The following is a 26886-nucleotide window of genomic DNA, read 5'->3' on the forward strand; positions in this document are numbered from 1 at the left end:
GCCGGCCGCGGTGATGAACCTGGGGCAGATCGTGGAGCCGGCCGGGACGGAGGAGCTGTTCACGGCGCCGCGCCATCCGTACACGCACAGCCTGCTGTCGGCCGCCCCCGTCGCCGACCCGAAGGTGGAGCGGACGCGGCAGCGGATCGTGCTGCGGGCAATGAGGACGCCCGCGCTCGGGACCTGCTGCGGGCATGAGGACGCCCCGCCGTACGGAGGGTTACGGCGGGGCGTCGGGTGCCTTCGGGGACGGGCCGGTGGTCCCCGGAGGCGGTGGCCGGTGGCGGGTGGCGCCGCTACCGGCCGGGGGCGGTCCCCGCGGGCGGGACCGAATCGCCCGCGCGGACCTGCTCTTCAGTTGGTCTTATTGGTCTTGCCCAGGGTGGTCAGCCCAGGAAGAGGTAGTCGGCCTTGTAGTCGACCTGGGTCTGCGCGCCGACCGTGCAGGTGCCCGCGGGGGCCACGCCGCCCTCGGTGTTGAGGCGCAGGATCGTGGTGGCGTGGGCCAGCAGGCCGGTGTTCTTGCCGGACTGGGTGGCATCCAGGACCAGCTCGGGGATGTTGCCGTCGCCATTGGGGGTCTTGGTGACGACCGCTCCGCGCACCGCGCTGCCGTCTGGCGCGATCCACTGCGGCGGTCCCGCGGCGGGGGTCACGAAGGAGTGGTCGATGCCGCGCCGCAGCTTGGCCGCCACGCCGAACTGGGTGAAGGCCGGGGCCGCGCCCGGCTGCTGGGTGCAGGCGTAGATCTGGGCGCCCTTCAGCACCTCGGCGGTGACCGCGCGCGGGTGGTCGAACGGGTCGCCGGACAGCTGGCCGCGCACCGCGCCGCCGTTGAACTCCGTGGTGTGCAGGTTGGTGTAGTACCGGCCGGGGTTGGCGGCGATGCGCTTGACGATCGGCGCGGCGACCTTGGCCTCGCCCGCGACACCCGTCAGGTTCGACGGCAGCCCCGCGGCGTCGGCGAACAGGTCGGCGACCACGTCGCCGTTCTTGCCGCTCGCGCCCTTGTGGATGTGGCCGTTGGTCACCGGGGCGAGCCCGGTCCAGAAGGCGGTGTAGCCGATGGTCGAGCCGTTCGGGCGCAGCCACCAGGTGGCCTGGCCGTCCTGGTCGCCGCGCTTCTTGCCGTCGTCGGCCGGCACTTCCTTGGTGCCGTCGGCGCGGGCGGAGAGCGTGGCCTGGTTGCTGCCCTGCAGGACGCCGTTGAGGTCGATCGGCTTGTTCAGCCGGTGGAACTGGCCGCGGACCGCGCCCTTGGGGTGGGCGGCGTCGTGCAGGTTGGCGTAGAAGCCGCCCGGGTCGTCCATCAGCGCCTTGACCAGCGCCGGGTCGGCCGTGACGGTGCCGGTCACGCCGAGCACGGACTTGGGCAGCGGCTTGGTGAAGAACTCGAGCTTGACGTCGCCGTTGGCACCCTTGGCGGCCTGGTGGATGTGTCCGGCGGTAGGTGAGTCGATCTTGTTCCAGCGAGCCGCGAAGGTGACCTCGTTACCGCTGATCTTGATGACGACGGTCGACCGGCCATCGGCGTCACCCTTGACGCCCACCTCGTTGGCGCCGCGCAGACCGGCGGCGAGGTACACGTCGTCACCGGAGGCCGAGACAGTCGCCTGAGCAGCGGTGACCGGAGCGAGAAGGCCGGTGGCGAGCAGCGCCCCGGAGAGGGCGAGCGTACGAATCGACATGATGAAACCTCTTCAAGGATTGTCATTGGGGTCGGTACGGCAAGCAGTACGCGACCCGGCCCGAAGCGGTTCAACCGTGGAATCCGTAAATTTACACATAAGGAAGCGAGCGCAAAAAAGCCCTCCCACCTGCGGTGGAAGGGCTTCTGTGAGGTGCGTCCCGGGAAATTCAGGCTCTGACGGTAAGTAAAGTCTTACCTGAGGTGGTGACCACCTCGAAATGATCGATGTCCTGGAGCTTCCACGGGCTGCCGCCGTGCATGTAGAGCGGATCGGGCGACCCGGGCACGCCGTATCCGGCGGGCGGCACCGACCAGCCCGTCATGATCCGCTTCTTGCCCGTCTTGGACACCGAGATCAGCTCGCATTCGAGCGGGCCCTTAACCCCCGAGAGCATGAGCGCGGCATGCGTGCCCCAGCCCTTGGACTCCAGCACCAGCCCGCCGGTCACGCCGTCGGCGCCGACGCCCTGGATGGGCTTGCCGTCGGCGTAGAACTGCTCGGCCGGACCCAGATGCTGCGTGGGATGGCCCGCCGCCACGCTCGGCGCCGCGTCACCGCCCCCGAGCTGGGTGCCGACCGCGAGACCGCCGGCCACCAGAGTGACCGAGGCCGCCAGCCCGATCACGAATGTGCCCCGCCTCGACCGCCGGTCCTCCGCCTTCTTACGCCGGAGCAGGTCGATGACATCGGCCTGTCCGTAATCGGGAGGAGGGGGGTCTTCGCGCACCGGACCGATCCCCGTCAGCACGCTGGCCACGCCGGCCAGCTCCGACAGCTCCGCCCGACATGACGGGCAGAGGGAGAGGTGCGCTTCGAAGGCCAGTCTGTCGTCGTCGTCCAGCAGGCCCAGGGAGTAGGCGCCCACGTCCGTATGCTCGACTCTGTTCACGCCGTCACCCCTCTCTCCTGCAGTGCGACGCGCAACGCGCGGACCGCGTAGTAAACCCTGGACTTCACGGTGCCAACGGGAATGCCGAGCGCCACGGCGGCGTCGTTGACCGACCGGTCCCGCAAGATCGTCTCGTTGAGGATCTCGCGGTGGGCCGGGGATAACGCCATCAGCGCCTCGGATACGACCACCTGGTGCAGCAGTCCCTCCATCTCATCCGGCACGGGCATGCTCTCCAGCGGGCCGTCGCCTGATTCCGGCGGGCGGGCTTCCTTGCGCCGCCGGTCATCGATCACGATACGGCGTGCGACGGTGGCTAGCCAGGGCATGAGCGAAGCCGAGTCCGGATCGAGCTGCTCCGAACTGCGCCAGGCGCGGATCATGGTCTCCTGCACGACATCCTCGGCCCATTGCCGATCGCCCGCCGTCAGACGGATCACGAAGGCCAGCAGCGGCCGGTGGTACTCCCGGTAGAGCGTGGAGACGACCACTTCGTCATCCGGACGTACTCGCCTCATCCGGTGGCGTGAGCGTGGCTTGCCCATGGGGGCGGCTCCCTCGGCCGAGGGCGGGGGACACGTGCTGACTCGCATCATTCCCCTTTCAAAGTGCAGTCGGCAGGAAGTACGGACAGATTCCCTGGCGCGGTTCAATAGATCGGGAAGAAAGTCGTTGCGAAGTCGCAGGAGGGATGCGTAAAGTCACTCCCCAGCTGCACCGAGAACTCGAGCGAGGAGGTGAGGACCATGCGGGCTGTTCTGCTCGGCTTGCCGTCCGTCATCCTCCGGGGGCCCGCTTAGACACGCGTGGTCACCCGGGTCCTTCTCGACCACAAAGGTGTCACTCCGTTGTTCTCCACGCTTTTTCCGCTCGGCTGGACCGAATCCCGCGTCGCCGAGCTACCACCGCAGACCGTCCCCGCCCGGGTGTCCCGGGTCGATCGCGGGGCGGCCGAAGTGATCGCCGCCGATGGGCAGCATCACGTCAAGTACGGCGCGCGCGTCCGCAGGGCGTCCGCTGACGACCCGGTGGCGCTGCCCTGTGTCGGCGACTGGGTCGCCCTTCGGGAGCTCCCAGAGGGCCGCTACGAGCTCGACGCGGTCCTGCCGCGAAGCAGCGCCTTCGTCAGAGGCGGGGTCAGCCGCGACTCGCGCGGCGGCCTGTCGGGCGACGGCCAGGGCCAGGTGCTCGCGGCCAACATCGACATCGTCTTCGTCGCGGAGCCGTCCATGCACGCCACGGACTTCGCCGACCTGGGCCGCATCGAACGGCTCGTCGCCCTGGCCTGGGAGTCGGGCGGCACGCCGGTCGTGCTCGTCACCAAGTCCGACCTGTTCGAACGCGGCCTCGACGACCTGCTCGCCGACGTGCGCACCGCCGCGCCGGGCGTCGACGTGCACGCCGTCTCCTCGGTGCGCGGCGACGGCGTCGAGCTCGTACGCGGCTACCTCGAAGGCTCGCGCACGGCCGTCGTGCTCGGCCCGTCGGGCGCCGGCAAGTCCACGCTCGTCAACGCCATGGTGGACGGCGAGGCGATGGACACCCAGCAGGTGCGCGCCGCTGACGGCCGGGGCCGCCACACCACCGTGCACCGGGAGCTGATCCCGCTGCCGGGCGGCGGCCTCGTCATCGACACGCCGGGCATCCGCCGGGTCGGCCTCTATGAGATGAGCGAGGGCGTCGACCTCGTCTTCTCCGACATCGAGGAGTTGGCGAGGGGCTGCCGGTTCGACGACTGCGGCCACGAGAGCGAGCCCGGCTGCGCGGTGCTCGCCGCGCTGGAGTGCGGCGAGCTGCCCGAGCGGCGGCTGATCAGCTGGCGCAAGCTCCAGCGCGAGGCCGCCTGGATGGCCTCGCGCACCGACGCGCGGCTCCGCAAGGAGCAGCAGAACAAGTGGAAGGTCATCCACAAGGAAATGCGGCGCGCGGGCAGAAACCGGCCCTGACCGGGGTAACACCACTGCATGGACCTGCTGTTCGCGGACCGCGCGCAAGCGGGGGCGATGCTGGCGGGGCGCTTGCTCGACGCGCAGGACCCGGTGGTGCTGGCGCTCCCGCGCGGTGGCGTGGCGGTGGCCGTGCCGATCCACCGCAGCGTCGGCGGCCGGCTGGACGTGCTGGTGACCCGGAAGATCGGCTATCCGCCGACGCCCGAACTGGGCGTCGGCGCGATCGCCGAGGGCGGCGAGCCGGTGTTCGACCTGCTGCTGCTGCGCAGGCTCGGGATGACGCCCGAATCGGTGGCGGACGTGGTCGCGGAGGAGCGGCGCGAGCTGGCCCGCCGGGTCAAGGTGTATCGGGGTGACCGTCCGCTGCCCGATCTCGCCGGACGCGAGGTGATCGTGGTCGACGACGGCCTGGCCACCGGCGCCACCGCACGGGCCGCGCTCCGGGCGGTCGGCGCGGCCAAGCCGGGCCGGGTGACGCTGGCCGTGCCGGTGGGCGCCCGCGACACGGTCGAGGCCATGCGCGAGGAGGCCGACGAGGTGGTGGTGCTGCGGGTGCCGGCGGATTTCCGGGCGGTGGGGCAGTGGTACGAGCACTTCGACCAGCTCAGCGACGCCGACGTGCTGGAACTGCTGGCGGGTGCCTGAGCGGGGGTGTTTCGTCCCGCGACCGTCTCGATCCCTGTGATGGTCCGTTGGGGCTGGTGTCCCTTGGGAGGGATATCCGCTTCGGGGGTGAGGAAAGAGACGGTCCGTCGGGGCTGGTGTTGCTACGGGGGCATTCCCCTTGCGGGGGTGAGGAAGGGGACGGGCCGTCGGGGCTTGTCGTGGGGGTCAGTTGGAGAGTACGGCCCAGACGAGCTTGCCCTGGGCGCCGGGGGTGAGCCAGCCCCAGGCGGTGGTGAGGGCCTCGACGAGGCGCAGGCCGCGGCCGTATTCGGCGAAGACGTCGGTGGTGGGCGGGGCGGCCGGGGCGTGCCGGCTGTAGTCGCTCACCACGCACGCCACCTCGGGCCGGCGGCTCAGCAGCCGGAGCTGGATGGCGCCGCCGCCGTGCCGCATCGCGTTGGTGACGAGCTCGGAGACCACCAGCTGGGCGTCGAAGACCATGCCGTCGGAGCCCCACGAGGTGAGCGTCCGGTCGACGAACCGCCTGGCGGAGGCCACACAGACGGGCTCGAACGTGCTCAGCTCATGAAAGCGGAAGACCTCGTCACACGGACCGCGCCGCCCTTCGAGCAGAATGGGCAGCAGCCATTCGGGTGCCTGGGCACACGTGGCGGCTTGCGGCCAAGCGTCGAAAGTCGTCATCCTGGCCCCCGAAGCGCGGTCTAGGTGATCCAATGCCCATCTTTACGGCGTGTGCTTACCGATGCAAGACTTTTCGTGTTTTACAGATGCAAATAGCATCTGCACGTGCAGATGATCTGGGAGCGATAGGTGTGAGCGCACTGAGTGCGGAAGGGAATGTGGTCGGCTACTCGCCGGGAAGCCCGACGGTGCTGCGGATCCTGCTGGGTACGCAACTGCGCAGGCTCCGCACGGAGAAGCGTATCTCGCGGGAGGACGCGGGGTATGCGATTCGCGCTTCTCACGCCAAGATCAGCCGCCTGGAGCTCGGGCAGGTCAGCTTCAAGGAACGCGACGTGGCCGATCTGCTCACCCTCTACGGCGTCACCGACGAGGCCGAGCGGGCGCCGTTGCTGGAGCTGGCCCGGCAGGCCAACGCCCCCGGCTGGTGGCACAAGTACAGCGACCTGCTGCCCGGCTGGTTCGAGGTCTACATCGGGCTGGAGGGTGCGGCTTCGATCATCCGTACCTATGAGAACCAGTTCATCCCCGGCCTGCTCCAGACGCCCGAGTACGCCAGGGCGGTGATCAAGCTGGCGCACGAGACGACCCCCGACGCCGAGCTCGACCGGCGCGTGGCGCTGCGCACCAGGCGGCAGGAGCGCCTGGCCGGTGGCCGGGCGCTCAAGCTGTGGGCGGTCATCGACGAGGCCGTGGTGCGGCGCGCGCTCGGCGGCCGTGAGGTGATGCGCCGGCAGGTCGAGCACCTGCTGGAGATGGTGAAACGGTCCAACGTCACCGTTCAGGTCATACCGTTCGAGCGCGGCGGGCACGCGGCCGCCGGCGGGCCGTTCAGCATCCTGCGCTTCCCCGAGCGTGACCTGCCCGACGTCGTGTACCTGGAGCAGCTCACGAGTGCCCTCTATCTGGACAAGCCGACCGAGTCCGAGCATTACATGCAGGTCATGGACCGATTGAGCGTTCAGGCCGACTCCCCTGAGCAGACCAAACGCTTCCTGGAGCGCCTTTTGTCGGTGTGATCCACCCCATATCGGGATTTTGGTCGTCACCTATATGGCGATCTTGGCGCTGCCGTATCGTGATCTCGCAACCACGGCTGCACGTGCATCCGTAAGCGCGCGAGGGAGCTTCGCCATGCATGAGTTCCGCAACGGAACGCCCGCCGGTCGCCTTCCCGCCGTCTGGCGCAAGAGCAGGCGGAGCAACCCCAACGGCAACTGCGTCGAGGTGGCCGATCTGCCCACGGGAGAGGTGGCGATGCGTAACTCGCGCTTCCCCGAGGGGCCCGCCCTGGTCTACACGCGGGATGAGATCACCGCGTTCGTGCTCGGCGCCAAGGACGGCGAGTTCGACGATCTGATCGTCTGAGGCTCTGATCGTCTGAGCCCGGCCCCGAAGCTCGGGAAGCATCGATCCGGAAACCGCTTCAGCCCGGCGTCACGGATGACGCCGGGCTGAAGCGCGTGCTGGGGGCTGAGGTCTTTGCCTGATCAAGCAGTTGCCCCGACCGGGTTCGCCGGAGCCTGGACGTGGCGGGCCAGGCTCCGGTTCATCGGAGCAACTGCATGATCACGCGGTGATCGCTGCCGGGTGGAGTCAGGCGGCGGAGATGCCGGCGCTGGCGGCGCGGCGCATGCGACGGCGACGCTCGGAAGCGCGCTCGTCCTCGTTGAGGCCACCCCACGTGCCGTACTTCTCCGGACGGGACAGCGCGTAGTCCAGGCACTCGTTGCGGACAGGGCACTGGGCGCAGATCGCCTTGGCCTTCCGCTCGCGCACGTCACGCTCGGGCTGCCGCTCCCCATCGGGGCCGAAGAAGAGCACGAGGTCCTCACCCCGGCACGCGGCATCATCCTGCCAACCCCAGCTGGGGCGCGGGCGGGCGAGCTGCCGACGTACCTGAGACATGAGAAAACCACCTTCGTGAGAGGTATTTCGGTAATTGAGCCGCATTGGACGTTTTCGGCGTCACTGTTCCAACGCAAAGGTGGGCCGTAGTGTTCCCGTGATCAGGTAAGGGCGGGCGTGGCGTACCGCACAGGCGTGAGCCTGTCCAGCGAAACCAGCCGGTAGGTGGTGATCTTCTCGGCGCAAGCCGTACCACACGGCGCTTGGAACACCGATGGCTCAACCACAACCTCGAACCGGACGTCGCCGCAGCGCACGATGGCTTCGGTGACGTCGCCGTCCGACCTGGAGGATTCCACGGCCACTGCGCCGACAGAACACTCTCCCGTATGGGTTCGGGCGAAGTGCTCGACGGCTTGCAATGGCTCAGGGATGCCTGCGCGTCCCCGGTAACGGTCGAGAATGATCTCGCCCGACCGGTACGCGTTAGCCGCTGCGATCGCAGCAGCCTGAGACATGCTGCCGTAGAAAATTCCGTGTGGCAAGCACACGAGGTTGGCGGCGTAGCGATCGCCGCCAACGTGTGACGTTTCCCATACTCTGTCCGGCCAGCTTTCGGCCAGACTTCGAGCGATGGGCAGTCCAATGCGGGCGCAACACGCATTGCGCTTGGCGTGCGTGCAGACCAGAAATACCGGCTCGTCTTCAAGTATGCAGGACTCCGGGACCACTCCGGCCACCAGCGCGTCCAGGTCAAGATCCTCGGTACCTGCGATGACTCCGCTGGCCAGCCAGGGGTTGGGGCCCGTGGCGTACCCCACTAGCACACGCATGTCCTGCTCCTGTGGGCGGACCCGCTTGCCGGGGCGGCGGATGAGCTGGGCTCTGATGCCACGTTCTTGGGCTCGGCGCACGAGGGTCGAGATTCTTTCAGGAAGCTCGAAGGTTTCCAGATGTGACGGCCACGGCCCGTCGTACTCGACGAGTAGCCACAGCCGGGCCCCCACGGTGGCGCTGGCCAGATTCGGCACACCGCCCGTGTGGCAGCCATCCGGATGCTCGCAGCCCCTGGTCAACGCCCTCCCCCTTACTTACGAATTAGGTAAGACTAACCTAACGGCAAGAGGGATGTGCGGGTTATCAGGTGAAAGCCGCCCTGGCGGCGGGCAGGGCGGCCGCCCGGTCCTCGGGGACGAGGCCGATCCTGGTCCTGCGGTCGAGCAGGTCGTCCGCGTCGAGAGCGCCCTCGTGGGCGACGGACCACAGCAGCTCGCCCATGGTGATGCCGAGGCCGACCTCCTGGGGATGCGCCTGGACGAGCTCGTGCACGGCCGCCGCCTCGACGCCGTAGCGGGCGACCAGCCGCTCGGGCGGGCGGCCCCGGTCCGCGCCCGCCCCGGTCCGCGGGGTCAGGGCGCCGTGATCCCGGACGGCTCCGACGAGCGGGATCGACCTGGTACGGCTCCGGCCCGCCGGGAGGTTCCCCACCGAGATCGCTCGATCCACCGCGTCCTCCGCCATCCGCCGGTATGTCGTGAGCTTGCCGCCCACGACCGTGACGATCCCTTCGCCCGCCGTCTCCCCATCTGCGAACACGGCGTGTCTGCGCGAGACGTCGGCCGTCCGCCCGTCCGCCGCCAGGAGCGGCCTGAGCCCCGCGTAGGCGCCCGCGACGGCCTCGCGGGCCACTGGTGCCGCCAGAACCGTGTTGAGCACGCTCAGGAGCGTCCTGATGTCCTCCTCGGGGGCTTCGGGCACGTCGGGGAGGGGGCCGTCGAGGGGCTCGTCGGTCAGGCCCACGTACACACGGCCGTCGGCTTGGGGGAGTACGAGCGCGAATCGGTTGCTCTGTCCGGGAATCGGAATGTGCAGTCCGGACAGGAGGCCCGGCAGGGTCCCGGGGCGGAGCACGAGGTGCGTACCGCGTGACGGGCGCAGGCTCACCCGCGGGTCCAGCAGGCCCGCCCACACGCCCGCGGCGTTGATCACCGTCCTGGCCCGGATACCGAACTCCGCGCCGGTCCGCTCGTCACGGACGTTGGCGCCCGCGCCGGTCAGCTCCAGGGCGCGGCACTGGGTCAGGATCCGGGCGCCGTACGCCGCCGCCGTCCTGGCTATGGCCACCACCAGCCGGGCGTCGTCGTACACGCGGCCGTCCCACGACAGCAGGCCGCCTCGCAGGCCGTGCTCGCTCAGCATGGGCGCGAGCGTGTGCGCCCGGGCGGCCGTCAGCCGGGACGGGCCGGGCAGCAGCCGGCGCGGCGTGCCGGCGGCGGCGCGCAGCGCGTCGCCGAGCCGGTAGCCGGTCATCAGCAGCTCCGCCCGGGACCTGGAGACCTCCGGCGTCAGCGGCAGCACGTACGGGTGCGCCTTGACCAGGTGCGGAGCCGTCCGCCGCAGCAGGACGCCGCGCTCGGCCGCGCTCTCGCGGGCCACGCCCACCTGGCCCCTGGCGAGGTAGCGCAGGCCGCCGTGGATGAGCTTGGAACTGAACCTCGACGTGCCGAAGGCCAGGTCGTGCGCGTCGATCGCCGCCACGCTGAGACCGCGCGAAGCGGCGTCGAGCGCCGCGCCCGCGCCTGTCGCGCCCAGGCCCACGACCAGCACGTCGACCGTCTCCTCGGCGACCACGGCCAGCTCGCGGGCTCGTCGCGCGGCGTTCAGCGAGCTGTCCAGGGGTCGCGCGGCGTTCGGCGGGCTATCCAAGGTAGGCCTCCAGCAGGGTGGCGAGTTCGGCGTCGAGTTCGTCGAGCGTCACGGGGTCGAGCATGGTGGGCGCCGACAGCAGGAACGACTGCGCCACGAGCAGCACCGCCCTGGCCTTGCGGCGGTCGCCGACGGCGGCTTCGAGCACGCCGAGCACCGCCTCGTGGGTGGCGCCGCGCCGATCCAGCAGGTACGGCAGCAGCAGCTCCGGGTCCGCTTCCACGATCTTGCGCCAGAGCGGATGGCCGCGCAGCCGCCGTACCCCTTCGACGACGGCGGCGACCGGGTCCGACAGGTCGAGATCGGTGACGGCCAGCACCCACTCCCGCGTCATCAGGTCGGCGACCAGGCTCCGCACGTCGGGCCAGCGGCGATAGAGCGTCATCCGGGACACCCCGGCCCGCCGCGCCACGTCGGTGAGCGTGGTGCGCCGCACCCCGTAGGCGAGCACGCAGTCGCGGGCCGCGTTCAGCACGCCGTCATTGTGACGAATCGACGTCATATGTCACAGTGTAGACGTGCTGAACGAACCGATGCTCTGGTCGGGCTGGGGCGACCCGGCCAAGGCCCGCGAGCTGCCCCCGCAGATCCGCGAGCTGCTCCACGACCTGCTGGGGGTGCACGAGCCGGCCGCGCCCGCCGCCTCGTTCGAGTCCGTACGGCTGGCGCCCGTCGCGCTCTCGCCCGCGCACCTGGCCGCCCTGGCCGACGTCGTGGGCCACGAACGGGTGCTGACCTCGCGCGCGGCCCGGATCCGGCACACGCGCGGCAAGTCGACCCCCGACCTGCTGCGGATGCGCGCGGGAGACGGCTCGGCCGCGCCCGACGCCGTGCTGCTGCCCGGCTCCCACGACGAGGTCGCCGCGCTGCTGCGGCTGTGCGCCGCCGAGCGGATCGCGGTGGTGCCCTTCGGCGGCGGCACCTCCGTGGTGGGCGGGCTGGTGGCGTCGCGGTCCGGCTTCGCCGGGGTGGTGGCGCTGGATCTGGCCCGGCTCGACCGGCTCGTCTCGGTCGACGCCGAGTCGATGGTCGTCACCGCCGAGCCGGGACTGCGGGCGCCCGAGGCCGAACGGCTGCTCGAACGGCACGGGCTGACGCTGGGACATTTCCCGCAGTCGTACGAGTACGCCACCCTGGGCGGTTTCGCGGCGGCCCGGTCCAGCGGGCAGGCTTCGGCCGGTTATGGGCGCTTCGACGACATGGTGGTGGGTCTGACCGTCGCCACCCCCTCGGGCGACTTGGATCTGGGGCGCGCGCCCAAGTCGGCGGCGGGGCCGGATCTGCGGCAGCTCCTGCTGGGGTCCGAGGGGGTGTTCGGGGTGATCACGGCGCTGCGGCTGCGGGTGCGGCGGGTGCCGGGGCGGCGGGTGTACGAAGGGTGGCGGTTCGGGTCGTTCCGGGAGGGGACGGCCGCGCTGCGGGTGCTGGCGCAGGAGGGGCCGCTGCCGACGGTGCTGCGGCTTTCGGACGAGACGGAGACGATGATCGGGCTGGCCCGGCCGGACGACATCGGGGGCGGCTCCAGCGGCTGCCTGGTGATCGCGGGTTACGAGGGCCCGGCCGAGGAGCTGGTCGAAGGGCCGGTCGAAGGGCCGGGGACGGCTTCCCTGGCGACGTCGGTCGAGGGGCGCAGGGCCGGGGCCGGGGCGGTGCTGGCGCGGATGGGCGGGGTGCCGCTCGGGACCGAGCCAGGACGGGCGTGGGAGCACGGCCGGTTCTCGGCGCCGTACCTGCGCGACTCGCTGCTGGCCGTCGGCGCGACCGTGGAGACCGTGGAGACGGCCGGGTTCTGGTCCGCGCTGCCGCGCCTGTACGACGCGGTACGGCTGGCCCTGCTCGGGGCACTGGAGTCGCCGCTGGTCATGTGCCACATCTCGCACGTGTACGAGACCGGGGCCTCGCTGTACTTCACCGTCGTCGCCGCGCAGAAGGGCGACCCGGTGGCGCAGTGGGAGCGGGCCAAGGAGGCGGTCAACGCGGCCATCGTGACGGCGGGCGGCACGATCTCGCACCACCACGGCGTGGGCCGCGACCACCGCGAGGCGTACGCGGCCGAGCTTGGACCCCTGGGCGTCGACATCCTGCGCGCCGTCAAGGCCCGGCTCGACCCCTCGGGCATCCTGAACCCGGGCATCCTGATCCCCTGAGACCGACCTGCGGACCTGAGACCGCGGACCTGAGACCGCGGAGCTGGGGTCTGGAGCTGAGGTCTGGTGGTCAGTCCGGTGGGTCGACCGAGGCGGCCTCCGTCATGGCCGCCGCCGCTTCCCCATAGCGCTGCTGGGCCTCGTACACGTCGGACAGGCACGCCAGCGCGACGATCAGCGGCGCGCCACCCGTCGGACGGCAGAGCTCGACGGCCTCCTCGGCGTGCGGCAGCGCCTCCGCGGCCCGGCCGCGCTTCAGCAGCAGCTTGGCGGCGGCCAGCAGGCAGCGGGCGAGCAGCACCGTGTGCTCGTCGGGGTCCGCGGCGGCCAGCTCCCGGCTGAGCCCGATCGCCTGGTGGACCCTGTCGAGCGCCCCACCACCCCAGCGCGACCGTCTGCCGGCGTACGCCAGCAGACCCTCTACGGCGGCCACCCCCGCGGTGCCCCTCCGGGTGGCGTCGTCTGAACCGTTCCGGGCCATGGCAGCCCCCCTCGCGGCGACGAACCGCTTGCTTGGGGCGTGAGGCTACACCATCGCGAACCGATTGTGTTCCCAACGGCACGCTCCGTTCGGACGCGCTTCGGGAAGGGGGTGCGGCTTCGGGAAGATCGCGGAAAGATGGGGTCATGGTGGAAGTCGCGGCTGAGCGTGGAAAGCAGCTCTCCTCCCGGGTGTCGGAGGAAGGCGCGGGGTGGGCCTGTCAGCGGATCGGCACGTTCAACGCCCTGAGGCCCGACAACAAGGGGTTCACCTGGCTCAGCCCGCGCACGCTGTGGCACTCGCGCAACCAGATCGTCGCCGGGCTCTTCGGCGACCCGTCCGGGAAGGTGCGCCGCAGGTGGGTCGCCGAGCAGGAGGCCCGTGGCGCCGACCCGGACTTCCGCGTCAAGCCGGAGGTGGGGGAGAGCTTCAGCTTCCTGCTGCTCGGCGACACCGGCGAGGGCGACGCCTCCCAGTACGCGGTCGTGCCCGGCCTGCTCAAGGTGGGCGAAGGCACCTCCTTCGCGGTCATCGCCAGCGACGTGCTCTATCCGGCCGGGTCCGGCAACGAGTACGAGAACAAGTTCTTCCGCCCGTACAAGGACTATGACGCGCCGATCTACGCGATCCCCGGCAACCACGACTGGTACGACGGGCTCGGCGGTTTCATGCGCGTGTTCTGCGACGCCCCGCCGCTGCCGGCCAAGCGGGATGCCGGGTTACGCGGCCTGCTCTGGCGCAGGTCGGAGACGATCGACGAGCGGCGTCTGGCCGAGGCCCGCGCGTTCAGGGACCGTCCGGCGCAGCGGGCCGCGCAGCCGGGCCCGTACTGGGCGATCGAGACCCCCAGCCTGCTCATCGTGGGCGTCGACACCGGCATCCAGGGGGAGATCGACGCCCAGCAGACCGCATGGCTGCGGCGCACCTCCCTGGACCCGCGCCCGAAGATCCTCGTCACCGGCAAGCCGATCTACACGCGCAACGACTACAAGCCGTCCCCGCTGGAGGGCGGCGGCACGATCGACGACATCATCCGCGCCCCCGAACACCGTTACGTGGCCGCCATCGGCGGCGACGTGCACAACTACCAGCGCTATCCCGTCAGGGTGGGCGACCGGGTGATCCAGTACATCGTCTCCGGAGGCGGGGGCGCGTTCATGCACGCCACCCACACCACCCGCCGGGTGGACGTGGCGGGCGTGCACGAGGACGACTTCAAGTGCTACCCCCTGCGCGGCGACTCGCTGTCCTTCTACAGCCAGCTGTACGCCAAGCGGCTCCGGATGAAGTGGATCTACCTCACCCCGGCCGAGGCCGCCTGCATCATGGCGGACCAGATCAAGAACACCCCGGTACGTCCCATCGAGAGCCCTGTCAAGATCACTCGGCGGATGAGGTGGGCGGCCCGGCTGCTCGGGGCCTGGCCGATGCCGCTCCGGCTGCCCGTGGGCACGGTCTTCCACCGCTACCTCTCCGAGCTGTCCGACTGGGACACACCACCGTTCTTCAAGCAGTTCCTGCATCTTTCGGTCACGCCCGACCTGCTCACGGTGCGCTGCTTCGCCGCCACCGGTTGCCTGCCGCAGGAGGTGGACCCGCCGATGGAGGACGAGGTGCACATCAGTTTGTCGTAGTCACCTGGCACTCTGGACGGCGTGCACGTAGTGGTGACAGACGGGACGATCCTGCCGGTCGGTGGTCCGGCTCGCCGGGTCGACGACCTGGCGCGGGCCGTGCGCGAGCTCGAAGCCGAGCGGCCGCGCTGGGTCTGGGCGGACGCCCGCGAGGTCTATCCGCTCCTGCTGGCCAAGGGCGTGCGGGTGGCACGCTGCCACGACGTGACGCTCACCGAGGGGCTGCTGCTGGCGTACGAGGGACGATACGGCCAGCCGCGCTCGGCCAAGGCCGCCCACGCCAGGCTGCACGGCCTGCCGGTGCCCGACGACCGGCCCAGCATGCCCGACACCCTGTTCGCGCCCGAGCCGCTCGGCGCTGAGGCGGTGGCGGAGGTGCTGGCCGACCAGCTGCGCCGGATCGAGGCGCTGCCGGAGCCGGGCCGGTTCCGGCTGCTGGTGGCGGCCGAGTCGGCGGGCGCGCTGATCGCCGCCGAGATGGGCCACGACGGCATGCCATGGCGCCGGGACGTACACGACGCCCTGCTCACCGAGCTGCTCGGCCCGCGCCCGGTGCACGGCATGCGGCCGGCCAAGCTCCAGGCGCTGGCCGACGAGGTGTCGGCGGCGTTCGGGCATCCGGTCAATCCCGACTCGGTGCAGCAGCTGATCAAGGCGTTCAAGGGGGCGGGCGTCGCGCTCAAGACCACCCGGTCGTGGGAGCTCAAGCAGCTCGACCACCCGGCGATCGCGCCGCTGCTCGCCTACAAGGAGCTGGCCAGGCTCTACAGCTTCCACGGGTGGGTCTGGGCCGACCAGTGGGTGCGCGACGGGCGCTTCCGCGCCGAATACGTGGTGGCCGGCGTGGTGTCGGGGCGGTGGGCCACCGACGGCGGCGGCGCGCTGCAGATCCCCAAGGTGATGCGCCGCGTGGTGGTCGCCGACGACGGCTGGACCCTGATCGTGGCCGACGCCGCCCAGCTGGAGCCGCGGGTGCTGGCCGCGATGGCCGCCGACGGGGGGCTGGCGCGGGCGGCGGGCGAGATCGACCTGTACTCGGCGCTGGCCAAGTCGTTCGGGGGCGAGCGCGCCAACGCCAAGATCGCGATGCTGTCCGCCATGTACGGCGGCACCAGCGGTGACGCCTCCAAGCTGCTGGCGGTGATGCGGCAGCGCTTCCCCAAGGCCTACCAGTTCGTCGAGGACGCGGCCAAGGCGGGAGAGGAGGGGCGGCTGGTGCGCTCCTGGCTCGGCCGCACCAGCCCGCCGCCGTCCGAGGGGTGGAAGTCCCTCGTGTCGGGGCCCGAGGGGAGCCGGGCGATCCGGGATCGGGGGCGGTTCACCCGCAACTTCGTCGTGCAGGCCACCGCCGCCGAGTGGGCGCTGGTGCTGATGGCGGTGCTGCGGGGGCGGTTGTCCGGCCCGGCCAGGCTGGTGTTCTTCCAGCACGACGAGATCATGGTGCACTGCCCGCTCGACCAGGCAGAAGAGGTGATGGCCGCGGTGACGGAGTCGGCCGCCGAGGCCAGCCGCCTGCTGTTCGGGGGGACGCCGGTACGGTTCCCGATGGAGGCGGTCGCGGTCTCCTGCTACGCCGACGCGAAGTGACTTCGCGCATGTCTGGTGGCGGCTGACTGTCCGGACGTCTGTGGGCGGCAGATTCCGCGGGCGTCGGGTGGCGGTTTCGCGGGGCGTCGGATGCGGGTTGCGCGGGGCGTCAGGAGGCGGCTGATTCCGCGGGTGTCAGCGGGCCGCTGTTCAGGTGGCGCCAGGTGATCGCCAGCCAGACTCCGGCGAGTGTCACCATCACCCCCACCACCAGCCCGAGCACCCCGTACGACAGCCCGCCCACGATCGCGCCCGCGACGATCGTGCCGGTGGCGCCGCACACGTTCATCAGCAGGTCGGACAGACCTTGCACGGCGGGCCGGCTCCCGACCGGCACCGACTCGCTGACCAGCGCCGAGCCCGCCACCAGGCCGCACGACCAGCCGAGGCCGAGCAGCACCAGCGCGGTGGTCACCTGCCAGACGCGGTGCCCGGCCGTACCCGCCAGAACGGCGGCGCTGAGCAGCAGCGCCATGCCGAGCAGCAGCACCGGCACCTTGCCCGCCTTGTCGGCCAGCCAGCCGACCACCGGCGACAGGACGTACATCCCGGCGATGTGCAGGCTGATCACCAAGCCGATGATGTCGAGGTTCGAGCCGTCGTGGTGGAGTTTGACCGGGGTCATCGACATGACCGACACCATCGCGGTGTGGCTGACCGCGATCATGACCAGGGCCTTGCGGGCCATGGGGGTGGTGCGCAGGGTCGTCCAGGCGTTCCTGATCGTCCGGTTCCGGCCGGCGGCGGGGGGTTGCGTGCCGTTCAGCCGGCGGGCGAGTTTGAGCGGGTCCGGGCGCAGGCCCACCAGGATGACGAGCAGCGCCAGCGCGAACGCCAGCGCCGCGAACGCGAACGGCCCGGCCTTCTCCCCGAGGCCCACGCTCATGCCGATCTGGTCGGCGGGCTTGGCCAGGTTGGGGCCGGCGACGGAGCCGATGGTGGCCGCCCAGACGACCAGGGACAGGTGCCTGGCGGCGTGTCCTGGCGGTGACAGATCGGTCGCCGAGTAGCGGGCCGCCAGGTTGCCCGCGCTGCCGCCGCCCACCAGGACCAGCCCGACCAGCAGCAGCGGCCAGTTGCCGAGGCTGATGGCGCCGACGGACAACGCGCAGCCCGCCAGCGCGGCCACGTACGCCAGTGTCAGGCCCGTCCGCCGGCCGCCCCGGCCGGACGCCTTGGCGGTCGGCAGGGCCAGGAGGGCCGCGCCGAGTACGGTCGCGGTGCCCGCGAAGCCGCTGATCACGGTGGATCCGGAGAGCTCGTCGACGACGACGGAGCTCAGGGCCAGGCCGACGGCGACGCCTACGCCGCCCACTATTTGCGCGGCGGACAGGATCGCGAGAGTGCGCCGCTGGACGGCCCGGATCCGGTCAGGAGATGAAATATCGGGCTTTATAGGGGCGCTGGTCACGTGTGAAGTCTCGCATAGCCCATGAGATCCCCCCAAAGGCCCAAATCGCCCCACGCAGCGTTATTCAACTACTTACGGCTTCTTTCGGGTGCTTGTCCGGGTGAGAGGGGGTTCTTCGCCGCCGGACTCCGAAGAATCGCCGCCCGGCTCGGAGGTCCGCCCCTGGCTCGGAGGTCCGAGCCGGGCGGCGGACCGTCATCGGCTCAGAGGTGCGTCGTCCGGCTCAGAGGATCGTCACCGGATCACCCTGGGCGATGCGGCCTGGGGCCTCCGGGATGAGGTTCATGCCGAACCAGACCTTGCCGTCCCACCGGCGGTGCCTGGCCAGGGTGCGGATGGGCTCCTTGCCCTTGGTGTAGGTGGCGGCGTCCACGGTGGTCAGCACGCAGCGGTCACAGCCCTTGGCCACCCGGAACTCCGTCTCGCCGACCCGGATGCGCCGCCATCCGTCCTCGGCGAAGGCGTCCGGCACGCCGTCCACGACCACGTTCGGCCGGAACCTGCTCATGGGCAGCGGCGCGGGAAGCTCCTCGCCGCGCTCGACCGCCGTCTCCGCAATCCAGTCGTTGAGCCGGGCCAGCGAAGCCGTGGAGGTGAGCAGCAGCGGATACGCGTCGGCCAGGCTGACCCGGTCGTCCGGCCGGCCGTACTCGGGATCGACGGGACGGCTGGTGGGGTCGTCCTGCCAGGCCAGCCGGACGGGGCGGTCGATCAGCGCGCTCAGCCACGCGGCCGCGTCGTCGCCGCAGTCGGTCAGCTCTATCGACATCTTCCGCATGTTGATCTTCGAACGGCCGGAGGTGGGGGTGACCCGCAGCGGCGCGGCGTGCGGGCCCGTGAGCTTGACCGTCTCGCCGTCCGGCTCCGGTACGCACATCAGCAGCCGGGGGAGCTCGCGGGCGGTCAGCATCTCGCCGTGCTCGTCGACGATGAGGTAGCGCCGGTCACCGGCCAGGCCCCAAGGCTGCACCTCGGCCGCCGGTACCTCGTGCCCGCTTGTCGATTTGACGGGATAGATGTGGATGCTCGCCAACTTCATGCCGCCGACCGTACCCCACGCCCATCCGCCACCGATCGGGGCGCCGAACGCGGGTCAGCCCTGTCCGGCCACCGCGCCGCACCGGCCGCCACGATCGGCTGAGCGCGAGGCGGCCGGCGGGTCACGTCTGGCGGAAGGTGTCGAAGAAGACCTTGCGGGTTTCGGCCTGGTCGTCCCACTTGAGTTCGGGCATGTTGAAGGTGATCTTGTACGCGTTGGTGTCGTCGATCGTGACGAAACGGGTCAGCGCGTGCATGGGGACGCCGTTGGCCAGGGTGTAGGTGTACTCCCAGTCGGCGGCCTTCCAGTCGCGATACCGCGTCGCCTGGAGCTGGACCTGGATGTAGCCGTCGACGCGGCCGGCCGCCTCCTCGCGGGTCAGTTCCGACAGGCCCCCGTCCTGCTGGGGAGTCGTCTGCTCGATGCGGGCCGTCATGCCGGAGTCCTTGGGCCCGGTGAAGGTGGCGTCGCCGCCTGACGCGGTCAGCTTCCAGCCGTCGGGGAGGGCGGCGGAGAAGCCGGGCGGGGTCTGCTCGCTGAAGCCCTTGGGCACGGTCGCCGTCAGGGGATCGGCGGCGGGTGGCGACGACGTCTCGGCGGTGATCGCCACGCTCGGCACCGGCGCGGGCGCGCTGCCCGCGCGGAGGTACAGGACGACGGCCACGATCGCGCCGAGCGCCGCGATGGCCGTGACGATCAGGCGCGGGGTGGGGCGGCCGTCGCGGAGCCAGCCGCCCTCATCGTCGTCCTCGTGCCTGCGCCTGCTCTTGGTCAGGCGCTCCGAGGTGGCGCTGGGCAGCCTGGTGAGGCGATCGTGGGTCAGGTCGCGCGACAGGTCGATGGCCTGGTCGCGCAGGTGGTCCGGTGAGGCCAGCGGCCAGGGGGTGGCGCGGCTGTCGCTGGTCAGGGGGAGGATCGGCTGCGGGCCCGACGGGCCCCGGGAGCCCGCACGCGATTCCGGGATCCGGCGCGGTCCCGAAGGGCTCCCGAACGCCGCGCTGTCAGACGCCCGGTGCGATCCCGACGGCCCGCCGAACGACGGCGGCGCCTCGAGCGGCCCGCCCGCGGGGAAACCCGGCGACGACGGCGGCCCGGCGGACGGAAAGCCCGGCGACGACGGCGGGCCGCCGGAGGGAAAGCCCGGCGACGAGGGCGGCCCACCTGCCGGGAAGCCCGGAGACGAGGGTGGTCCGCTCGCGGGGAAGCCCGGTGACGACGGCGGCCCGTCCAACGGGGAGCCCGGTGAGGACACGGGCCCGGACGGGAAACCCGGGGACGACGGCGGTCCACTCGCCGGGAAGCCGCCCGACGGGTGGCCGCCCGACGGGCTGCCCGGAAGGGGGCGGACCAAGGACGGGCCGGTCATCGACGGTCCGGCCGGATCGCTGAGCGACGGGTGCGGGCCGGTCGGCGGGCGCTCCCCGGCCTCCGGGATCCGGTGCGACCCCGACGGGCTGGTGAACGCCTCGAACCCGTCCGCCCGAGGCAGCGACGGCAGCGCGTCCGTGCGATGGCTGCCCGACGGGCTCGACATCCCTTCGTAGGGCATGGAGTAGCCGCCCGACGGGCTGTTCAGCGGGTCGTACGGGACGCGTACCGGCCCCGAGGGCGTCTCCACGATCCGCGACGGCATCGGCCCGGACAGCGAGTCGAACGGCGGCAGCAGCCCGGCGGGCGTCGAGTCCGCCTGCGTGGGCAGGGACCGCGAGGTCTCGGCGGGTCGCGGGCGGGTCGAGCCGTGCGCGTGCAGGATGCGCTCCAGCATTTCGCCGACCTGCTCGGCGGTGAGACGTTCGGCCGGGTTCTTGCGCAGCAGGCCCTCGATCACCGGCGCCAGCGCGCCCGCCCGCTGCGGCGTGACCGGGTCCTGCGTGAGGACCGCGCCCAGCACCGCGATCGGGTCCGGCCCCTCGTACGGCGGGCGCCCCTCCACCGCCGCGTACATCGTCGCCCCGAACGACCACAGGTCGGCCGCCTGGGTGATCGACTGCCCGGACAGGCGCTCCGGCGGGATGTAGGCGGGCGAGCCCATGAGCAGCCCGGTCTGCGTGATCGTGACGTCGCCCTCGATCGCGGCGATGCCGAAGTCGGTCAGCACCACGCGGTCGGAGGTGAGCAGGACGTTGCCCGGTTTGATGTCACGGTGCAGGATCCCGGCCGCGTGCGCGTGCCGTACCGCGTCGAGCACCCGGATGCCGATCTCGGCGGCCTGGATCACCGGGAGCGGTCCGCTCTGCCGGACCGCCTGCTCCAGGGACCACGCCCGGACCAGCTCCATGACGATCCACGGCCGGCCGTCCTCCTCGACGACGTCGTGCACGGTCACGATGCCCGGGTGCGTCAGCCGCGCGGCGGACCTGGCCTCGCGCAGCATGCGCCGGTGGGCCACCTGCTTGCCCGCCTGGTCGAGCCCGTACGGCAGGATCAGCTCCTTGACCGCCACGTCGCGGGCGAGCAACACGTCATGCGCGTGCCACACCATCCCCATGCCGCCGCGGCCGACCGGTGACATCAACCGGTAGCGCCTGCCGATCAAACGACCCTGGCTCTGTGAAGCGTTCCCCTCCGCACCGGGTCCGCTGAGCAAGCGGTCGGCTGCCATGTTCCCGCCCCAATCTCCAGCCTCATCGGTCACAAGCGTCGCGCCGCCATACGTCAAGATTATGAGCGTTGGCCACGATATAGGCAGGTCATTCCCAAGGGAACCACAACTCGGTTCTTACAAATGCCTTGACGTACCGCAATATCGCGTATCAAATAGATCGCTTACGGTCGTCGGCCAGGGCGAGCAATGCGGCGGTAAATGCTTCTACGGGGGGCTTCACCAGGCCCGCGCCGACCTGTCCGGTGCCCGCCACGCGGCCCGCGATACCGGTGTTGACGACGGGCAACACGCCGGTTCTGGCCACCAGGGTGATGTCGATGCCGACGGGCGTCCCGCGGAAGCCGAGCCCCGGGATCTGGTAGGCGGGATGCTCGGCCAGCGTGATCTCGTACATGGACCGGGTCGCCGCCACCGCGTCCGCCACCTCGCCGCCGACGAACCGCACGATGGCCGGGGACGCGGCCATCGCGAACCCGCCCAGACCGGACGTCTCGGTGATCGTGGAGTCGCCGATGTCCGGGTTGGCGTCCGCCGGGCCGTACGCGCCGAGGTAGAGCCCGTCCGGCACGCCCGCGGGACCGGTGAACCACCGATCGCCCAGCCCCGAGACCTGGACCCCGAAATCGGTGCCGTTGCGGGCCATGGCGACGACCATCGAGGAGCCGGGGACGTTCCTGGCCGCGTCGGTGCTCACCTTGCCCGCGGCCATGGCGGCGTTCAGGAAGAAGTGGTCGTTGCCGTTGACGAAGCGCAGCACCTCGGCGGCGCTGCCGGCCGCGGCCTCGACCACCCAGGGGGCCAGCTCGCGCAGGAGCAGCGAGGTGGCGGCGCGGTTGCGGTTGTGCAGCTCGTCGCCCATCTGCAGCGCCTGCGCGATCATCGCGCGCAGGTCGATCGGACCGCCCAGCTCGATCGCGGCCGACAGGACGGGCCCGAGCACCCGGTCCATCCACCTCAGCCGCTCCAGCACCTCGGGCCCGTACGCGCCGTAACGCAGCACCTTGCCCAGGCCCTCGTTGAGCGAGCAGTACGCCGTGCCACCGTGCTCGGCATCGCGTACCTCCAGCATCCACATCGACGGGCTCACCACGCCCGCCATCGGGCCGACCGTGGCGTGCCGATGGCAGGGCTCCAGGCGTATCCGGCCGGAGGCCAGCTGCTCCTCGGCCGACGGCACGTCGCGGACGTACTCCTCGAGCAGCATCGCGCCGATCAGCGCGCCGCGCATCGGGCCCGACGCGCGCTCCCAGTCGATGGGCGGCCCCGCGTGCAGGAACATCCGCTCCGGCAGGTCGAGCACCTCCGAGGCCCGCCGTACCCCGACGAGCTGGGGGCGGGCGGAGGTCAGGCGGCCGACGGCCCGTTCGTTGGCCGCGGGCAGGCGCGGGTCGGCGAGCACCCGCGCGAGCGCGTCCGCGGTGCCGGGCAGGGGCGGCCGCCATGCGACGGCGGTCGTCGGCACGGCCTGCGCGTCGAGCGCTTCCTGGAGGAGGCCGGCGCCGACGGTGATCACGTGGGGCGGTACGGAGAGCAGAGTCAAAGGAGGTTCCTGGCGTGCCGGGCGGCTTGGGCGTTGGAGGTGAAGACGGCGGCGCCCGCCTCGCGGAACGCCGCGGCCTGCCGGTGCAGGCCCTGAGGGTCGCCCTCGGTGCCGATGAGCGCGACGACGACGGTGGCGCCATGGTGGGTGGCGTGGGCGACGGCCGAGGCGAGGGAGGCGGCCGGGTCGGGGTCGGCGCCGTGCCCGAGCACGACGTCCATGAGGGTCACGTCGCCCGGCTCCACGCGGGCGAGGGCCTCCAGGCGGAGCGTCGGGTCGATCATCGGATGGGCGCGGCCCCTGGTGTAGGCGTCGTCGCCGTAGTCGGTGAACTCGCCCGCTCCGGCGATCAGGCTCGCCTCGGCGCACAGCGTGCCGCCCGAGTAGACGCCCTTGAGCTTCGTGTACGCCGATGTGGGCGACCAGCCGGGCCACGACTCCCAGGCGGGGACGGGCCTGCCGAGGGCGCGCAGCGCCTCCTCCGTGGCCGCCGTCAGATCGCGCTCCCCGAGCAGCGCCGAGACGACCGGTGTGCCCAGCGTCTCCACCACCTCCTGTACGGCCCGCGCCACCGCCGGGTCGGGCGGCTTGGAGACCAGCACGATCAGCTCGGTGGCCGGGTCGTCGTCCAGCATGCGCAGTGCCCGCATCGTCGACAGCCCGCCCACCTCGGCCGACAGGTCCCTGCCGCCCACGCCGAGAACGTGGCTGACCCCGGCGCCCGCCTGGTCGAGCAGGGACGTCACCTGCTGGGCGCCGGTGCCGGAGGCCGCGACGACACCGACCGGGCCCGGCCGGAGCACGTTGGCGAAGCCCAGCCCCACCCCGGCGATCACGGCGGTGCCGCAGTCGGGGCCCATGACCAGCACGTCACGCTCCTCGGCCAGCAGCTTGAGCCGCCGCTCCTGGGCGACCGGCACGCCGTCGCTGAAGATCATCACGGGGAGTCCGGCGTGGACCGCGTCGAGCGCCTCGACGAACGCGTGCTCCCCCGGAACCGACACGAGCACCAGGCCGGCGGGGCTTCTGGCGGCTGAGAGTGTGGTGAGCGGAGGCTGGTCGGCGGCCGCCTGGGTCCGGGAGGCGGACAGCCGGGCCAGGGCGTGGTCGAGTTCGCCGGTGGCGGTGTCCACGCTGTCGCCGCGCAGGGCGACGAGCAGGTCGCCCGGGTCGGCGGGGGGCAGGTCGAAACCCAGGTCGCGGGCCAGGGCGAGGTTCAGTTCCGTGGCCATGGCGACGATGGCCACCCGCATGCCGGGCAGGTCCGACAGCGAGCGGCTCACCCGCATGAGGGTGACGGAGTCGTGGTAGACGCCCTTGCGCAGCAGCACCGCGTCACGGGTCATGCGGTCACGCTCATGGCGCAGGTCAGGCTCGGGGCCTCAGGGGCAGGGACCGGGCGCGGGGCCTCCGGGACAAGGACCGGGCTCGGTGCCTCCGTCATGGCCAGGACGGTGTCGAGGCCGATGGAGATGCCTTGGAGCAGGTCGGATCCGGAGGTGTGGCCGAGCCGCCGCAGCTGCCGCCGCGCCGGTTCGAGCTCCTGCCGTCCGGCGATGCCGCGCAGCACGGCGATCACCTCGGGGCTCGCCTCGCCTCTGGCCGCGCAGTGCAGGAGCGTCGCCGAGATCGGCGTCGTACGGGTGCGGGCGTCGTACGTCACGGTCGCGGCCAGCCAGTCCGCCAGCCACACCGCCCGGTCCGCCCCGGCCGCCGCGCCGAGGTGCCTGAGCGTCACCAGCAGCCCGGCCAGCACGTCGTCCCCGCTCGGCGTCAGCCCCGGACCGAGGCCGACCAGCCGCTCGGCCGCCGTCACCGCGCTCAGCAACCGGCCGCTCGCGCAGCCCGCCGCCAGGAGCTCGATGGCGTCGTTGCCCGCCAGTCCCGGCTCGCCGGGGGTCAGTCGAGGGGCGGCCTGCCTGAGCCGTACGGGATCGACCCGGCCGAGCGGCGGCGCGGGATCCCACCAGCGGCGCGCCCGCACGCTCAGCCGCCCCAGCTCGACCGAACCGTCGCCCACGGCGGCCTCGTCACCCACGGTGACGCGCGGCAGGTCGGCGGCCAGCAGTACGGAGTTGGGCAGCCGCGTCGCCGCGCCCGTGATGACGGCGAGCACCGACGGCTCCAGTTCGGTCCTGACCTCCAGGTACGCCCCGGCGGGGAAGACGGCCAGCACCCGCGCGGGGCTGCGGGGCGCCTCCAGCACAGGGCGTACCGCCGCGCTGGCCGCTCCTGTCACATGGGTGCGCGGGCGCCTCGCATGAATACCGACGGTCACCGAACCTCCCTACCGGCTCTGGACCTGACCGTAGAACGTGCCGCACAACCGTCCGTACGGAGAAATTTGCCAAGAGTCAGCGTGAAGGTTGGCTCTTCCTGACAGACCGCTTCTGGGGTCACAATCTCCACATGGAGCCCCCAGTCCGTCTCGCCAGCACGGGCACGATCACCCACGGCGTGTCAGTGGGGGAGGTGCTCGGCGTATCGACCCTTGCGGACGCCCGCCTGATAGCGGGGGAGAGCGGGCTGGGCCGCATCGTGCAGCGCCTCAACGTCATGGAGGTGCCGGACATCCTGGCCTGGGTCAAGCCGCACGAGCTGCTGCTGACCACCGGCTACCCGCTGCGCAACACCCCCCAGTCGCTCGGCCGCCTGGTGGCCGACCTTGACGAGCGCAAATTGGCGGCCCTGGCGATCAAGCTCGGCAGATACGTGGACAAACTGCCCGACGAGATGGTCGAGCAGGCCGACCGGCTCGGGTTCCCGCTCATCCTGCTGCCGAACGACGTCGGCTTCGACGACATCCTGAACCAGGTGCTGACCGACATCCTCAACCGCCAGGCCGCCGTGCTCGCCCGCGCCGAGGAGGCGCACCGGGCGCTGGTCCAGGTGGTGCTGGCCGGCGGCGGCCTGGACGAGGTGACCGCCGAGGTGGCCGCGCTGCTCGACGTGGCGGTGGCGGCGGTGGACGGCGGCGGGCGGGTGCTCGCCACCGCCGGGCCGCCCGACCACGTGACCCTCCTGTGGGAGTCGATCGCGCACGAGGGGCCGCCGCTCGTCCCCGCCTCGGGCCGCACTCCTTCCGGCGGGCCCGCTTCCGGTACGGCGGGCCGCACGCGCGCGTTCGCCTCCGTTCCCGTCCTCGCGGGCGGACACCACCACGGCCGCATCGTCGCCTACAGCCCGGCGGGGACGCTCCGTGACAGCGACGTCGGCATATTGGAGCGCGCCGCGACCGTCGCTGCCCTCGTCGTCACCAGGCAGGAGGCGGTCAACGCCGTCGAGAGCAAGTACCGGGCCGACTTCTTACGCGACGTGCTCACCGGCCGGGCGGGCACGGCCGAGCGCGTCACGGCGCGGGCCAGGGCGTTCGGCTGGGATCTGGAACGGCCCGTCACCGTGCTGGTCGCCGAACTCGACCCGGACGGCGACGAGCGCGCCACCCAGGACCGCCTGGTCGCCTGCTGGGTCGCGGCGATGCGCCGCCACGATCCCCAGGGCGCGGTCGCCGGCTTCTCGCACGAGGTGGTGGCCGTGCTGGACGCCACGGTGGACGCCGCCAGGGTGGCCAAGGACGCCGCCTCCGCCTTCGCCGACGTGCCGCCCGCCACGTTCTCGACCGGCACCTCCCGCCCGTCGCCCGGCGCCGACCTGCTGCCGGAGGCGTACTCGCAGGCCCTGAAGGCGGCCCGCGTCGGCCGCCAGCTCCACGGCCCCGGCGCGGTGGCCCACTTCGACCAGCTGGGCGTGTATCGGCTGCTGTCGCTGGTCAACGACACGGAGGAACTGCACGCGTTCGTCCGCGAGACGCTGGGCCCGCTGGCCCTCGACAACGACGCCGAGAACTCCGACCTGCGCAGGACCCTGCAGGTGCTCCTGGAGACGAACCTCAACGTGGCGGAGACGGCCAGGCGGCTGCACTTCCACTACAACACGCTGCGCTACCGCATCGGCAAGCTGGAGCGCCTGCTCGGCAACTTCACCGACGACCCCCACCTGCGCCTCAACCTGACCCTGGCCCTGCACGTGCTGCGCATGCGGGGCATCTAGG

Annotated in this window: 24 protein-coding genes; 9 read left to right on the forward strand and 15 right to left on the reverse strand. The window is 71.6% G+C overall.

Features of this window, described 5'->3' with window-relative positions:
* Positions 1-13: 13 nt before the first annotated feature.
* Positions 14-481: an ABC transporter ATP-binding protein gene (locus tag LDL49_RS58160; protein WP_308016059.1), complete on the forward strand. Its 468-nt coding sequence runs from the start codon at positions 14-16 to the stop codon at positions 479-481.
* Here the strand turns inward: LDL49_RS58160 and LDL49_RS03280 are convergent.
* The 3 genes from LDL49_RS03280 to LDL49_RS03290 form a co-directional block, all read right to left on the reverse strand.
* Positions 387-1688, reverse strand: a complete 1302-nt coding sequence (locus tag LDL49_RS03280; RefSeq protein WP_225289357.1) for a CHRD domain-containing protein — start codon at positions 1686-1688, stop codon at positions 387-389. The genes LDL49_RS58160 and LDL49_RS03280 overlap by 95 nt on opposite strands.
* A gap of 169 nt (positions 1689-1857) precedes the next feature.
* Positions 1858-2580, reverse strand: coding sequence for an anti-sigma factor family protein (locus tag LDL49_RS03285; protein ID WP_225289358.1), 723 nt, complete (start codon positions 2578-2580; stop codon positions 1858-1860).
* The gene (locus LDL49_RS03290) at positions 2577-3125 is read right to left on the reverse strand and encodes a sigma-70 family RNA polymerase sigma factor (RefSeq protein ID WP_225289359.1); all 549 of its coding nucleotides are present in this window, start codon (positions 3123-3125) and stop codon (positions 2577-2579) included. Before LDL49_RS03290 ends, LDL49_RS03285 begins: the two co-directional genes overlap by 4 nt.
* A 303-nt stretch (positions 3126-3428) precedes the next feature.
* Between LDL49_RS03290 and rsgA the strand changes: the two genes are divergently transcribed.
* Together rsgA and LDL49_RS03300 are read left to right on the forward strand one after the other, a co-directional pair.
* On the forward strand, positions 3429-4526 hold the full coding sequence (rsgA, locus tag LDL49_RS03295) for a ribosome small subunit-dependent GTPase A (protein ID WP_225289360.1): 1098 nt from the start codon (positions 3429-3431) through the stop codon (positions 4524-4526).
* Between the two features lie 18 nt (positions 4527-4544).
* The gene (locus LDL49_RS03300) at positions 4545-5174 is read left to right on the forward strand and encodes a phosphoribosyltransferase (RefSeq protein WP_225289361.1); all 630 of its coding nucleotides are present in this window, start codon (positions 4545-4547) and stop codon (positions 5172-5174) included.
* Between the two features lie 186 nt (positions 5175-5360).
* Here the strand turns inward: LDL49_RS03300 and LDL49_RS03305 are convergent, their stop codons facing one another.
* Positions 5361-5837, reverse strand: coding sequence for an ATP-binding protein (locus LDL49_RS03305; RefSeq protein WP_225289362.1), 477 nt, complete (start codon positions 5835-5837; stop codon positions 5361-5363).
* A gap of 131 nt (positions 5838-5968) precedes the next feature.
* Here LDL49_RS03305 and LDL49_RS03310 point away from each other — a divergent pair, with 131 nt between their 5' ends.
* Together LDL49_RS03310 and LDL49_RS03315 are read left to right on the forward strand one after the other, a co-directional pair.
* Positions 5969-6856 (forward strand): Sco1979 family transcriptional regulator, encoded by an 888-nt coding sequence (locus LDL49_RS03310; protein ID WP_225289363.1) that lies wholly within the window; start codon positions 5969-5971, stop codon positions 6854-6856.
* A 115-nt stretch (positions 6857-6971) separates the two neighbouring features.
* Positions 6972-7205 carry a DUF397 domain-containing protein gene (locus tag LDL49_RS03315; RefSeq protein WP_225289364.1) on the forward strand — a complete coding sequence of 78 codons (234 nt, stop codon included), beginning with the start codon at positions 6972-6974 and terminating at the stop codon, positions 7203-7205.
* A 228-nt stretch (positions 7206-7433) separates the two neighbouring features.
* On the opposite strand, the gene LDL49_RS03320 is transcribed toward LDL49_RS03315, so the two are convergent.
* The 4 genes from LDL49_RS03320 to LDL49_RS03335 form a co-directional block, all read right to left on the reverse strand.
* Positions 7434-7745 (reverse strand): WhiB family transcriptional regulator, encoded by a 312-nt coding sequence (locus LDL49_RS03320; RefSeq protein WP_080036407.1) that lies wholly within the window; start codon positions 7743-7745, stop codon positions 7434-7436.
* Positions 7746-7846: 101 nt separating this feature from the next.
* Entirely contained in the window at positions 7847-8716 is an 870-nt protein-coding gene (locus LDL49_RS03325) for a sucrase ferredoxin (protein ID WP_225289365.1), read from the reverse strand.
* A 109-nt stretch (positions 8717-8825) separates the two neighbouring features.
* Entirely contained in the window at positions 8826-10391 is a 1566-nt protein-coding gene (locus LDL49_RS03330; protein ID WP_225289366.1) for a glycerol-3-phosphate dehydrogenase/oxidase, read from the reverse strand.
* On the reverse strand, positions 10384-10893 hold the full coding sequence (locus LDL49_RS03335; protein ID WP_225289367.1) for a TetR/AcrR family transcriptional regulator: 510 nt from the start codon (positions 10891-10893) through the stop codon (positions 10384-10386). The genes LDL49_RS03330 and LDL49_RS03335 overlap by 8 nt, the downstream gene beginning before the upstream one ends.
* Before the next feature lie 31 nt (positions 10894-10924).
* Between LDL49_RS03335 and LDL49_RS03340 the strand changes: the two genes are divergently transcribed.
* Complete coding sequence (locus tag LDL49_RS03340) at positions 10925-12538, forward strand: FAD-binding oxidoreductase (RefSeq protein WP_225289852.1); 1614 nt, start codon at positions 10925-10927, stop codon at positions 12536-12538.
* A gap of 70 nt (positions 12539-12608) precedes the next feature.
* Here LDL49_RS03340 and LDL49_RS03345 read toward each other — a convergent pair whose 3' ends face one another.
* Complete coding sequence (locus LDL49_RS03345; protein WP_225289368.1) at positions 12609-13019, reverse strand: hypothetical protein; 411 nt, start codon at positions 13017-13019, stop codon at positions 12609-12611.
* A gap of 146 nt (positions 13020-13165) precedes the next feature.
* Here LDL49_RS03345 and LDL49_RS03350 point away from each other — a divergent pair, with 146 nt between their 5' ends.
* Positions 13166-14653: a metallophosphoesterase family protein gene (locus LDL49_RS03350; protein ID WP_225289369.1), complete on the forward strand. Its 1488-nt coding sequence runs from the start codon at positions 13166-13168 to the stop codon at positions 14651-14653.
* Between the two features lie 21 nt (positions 14654-14674).
* Positions 14675-16240, forward strand: coding sequence for a bifunctional 3'-5' exonuclease/DNA polymerase (locus LDL49_RS03355; RefSeq protein WP_225289370.1), 1566 nt, complete (start codon positions 14675-14677; stop codon positions 16238-16240).
* Positions 16241-16349: 109 nt separating this feature from the next.
* On the opposite strand, the gene LDL49_RS03360 is transcribed toward LDL49_RS03355, so the two are convergent.
* The 6 genes from LDL49_RS03360 to LDL49_RS58165 form a co-directional block, all read right to left on the reverse strand.
* A complete protein-coding gene (locus LDL49_RS03360; RefSeq protein ID WP_225289371.1) occupies positions 16350-17651 on the reverse strand; it encodes an MFS transporter in 1302 nt (433 codons plus the stop codon).
* A 223-nt stretch (positions 17652-17874) separates the two neighbouring features.
* Entirely contained in the window at positions 17875-18690 is an 816-nt protein-coding gene (locus tag LDL49_RS03365) for an MOSC domain-containing protein (protein ID WP_225289372.1), read from the reverse strand.
* Between the two features lie 121 nt (positions 18691-18811).
* Positions 18812-21202: a serine/threonine-protein kinase gene (locus LDL49_RS03370; RefSeq protein WP_263654467.1), complete on the reverse strand. Its 2391-nt coding sequence runs from the start codon at positions 21200-21202 to the stop codon at positions 18812-18814.
* Positions 21203-21443: 241 nt separating this feature from the next.
* Entirely contained in the window at positions 21444-22835 is a 1392-nt protein-coding gene (locus LDL49_RS03375) for a YlbE family protein (protein ID WP_225289374.1), read from the reverse strand.
* Positions 22832-24181 carry an AllF/FdrA family protein gene (locus LDL49_RS03380; protein ID WP_225289375.1) on the reverse strand — a complete coding sequence of 450 codons (1350 nt, stop codon included), beginning with the start codon at positions 24179-24181 and terminating at the stop codon, positions 22832-22834. Before LDL49_RS03380 ends, LDL49_RS03375 begins: the two co-directional genes overlap by 4 nt.
* Complete coding sequence (locus tag LDL49_RS58165) at positions 24178-25113, reverse strand: oxamate carbamoyltransferase subunit AllH family protein (protein ID WP_225289376.1); 936 nt, start codon at positions 25111-25113, stop codon at positions 24178-24180. The genes LDL49_RS03380 and LDL49_RS58165 overlap by 4 nt, the downstream gene beginning before the upstream one ends.
* A 131-nt stretch (positions 25114-25244) precedes the next feature.
* Between LDL49_RS58165 and LDL49_RS03390 the strand changes: the two genes are divergently transcribed.
* Positions 25245-26885: a PucR family transcriptional regulator gene (locus LDL49_RS03390; protein WP_225289377.1), complete on the forward strand. Its 1641-nt coding sequence runs from the start codon at positions 25245-25247 to the stop codon at positions 26883-26885.
* Position 26886: the final 1 nt, after the last annotated feature.

Origin of the sequence: Nonomuraea aurantiaca (assembly GCF_020215705.1) — a bacterium.
Taxonomy (GTDB): domain Bacteria; phylum Actinomycetota; class Actinomycetes; order Streptosporangiales; family Streptosporangiaceae; genus Nonomuraea; species Nonomuraea aurantiaca.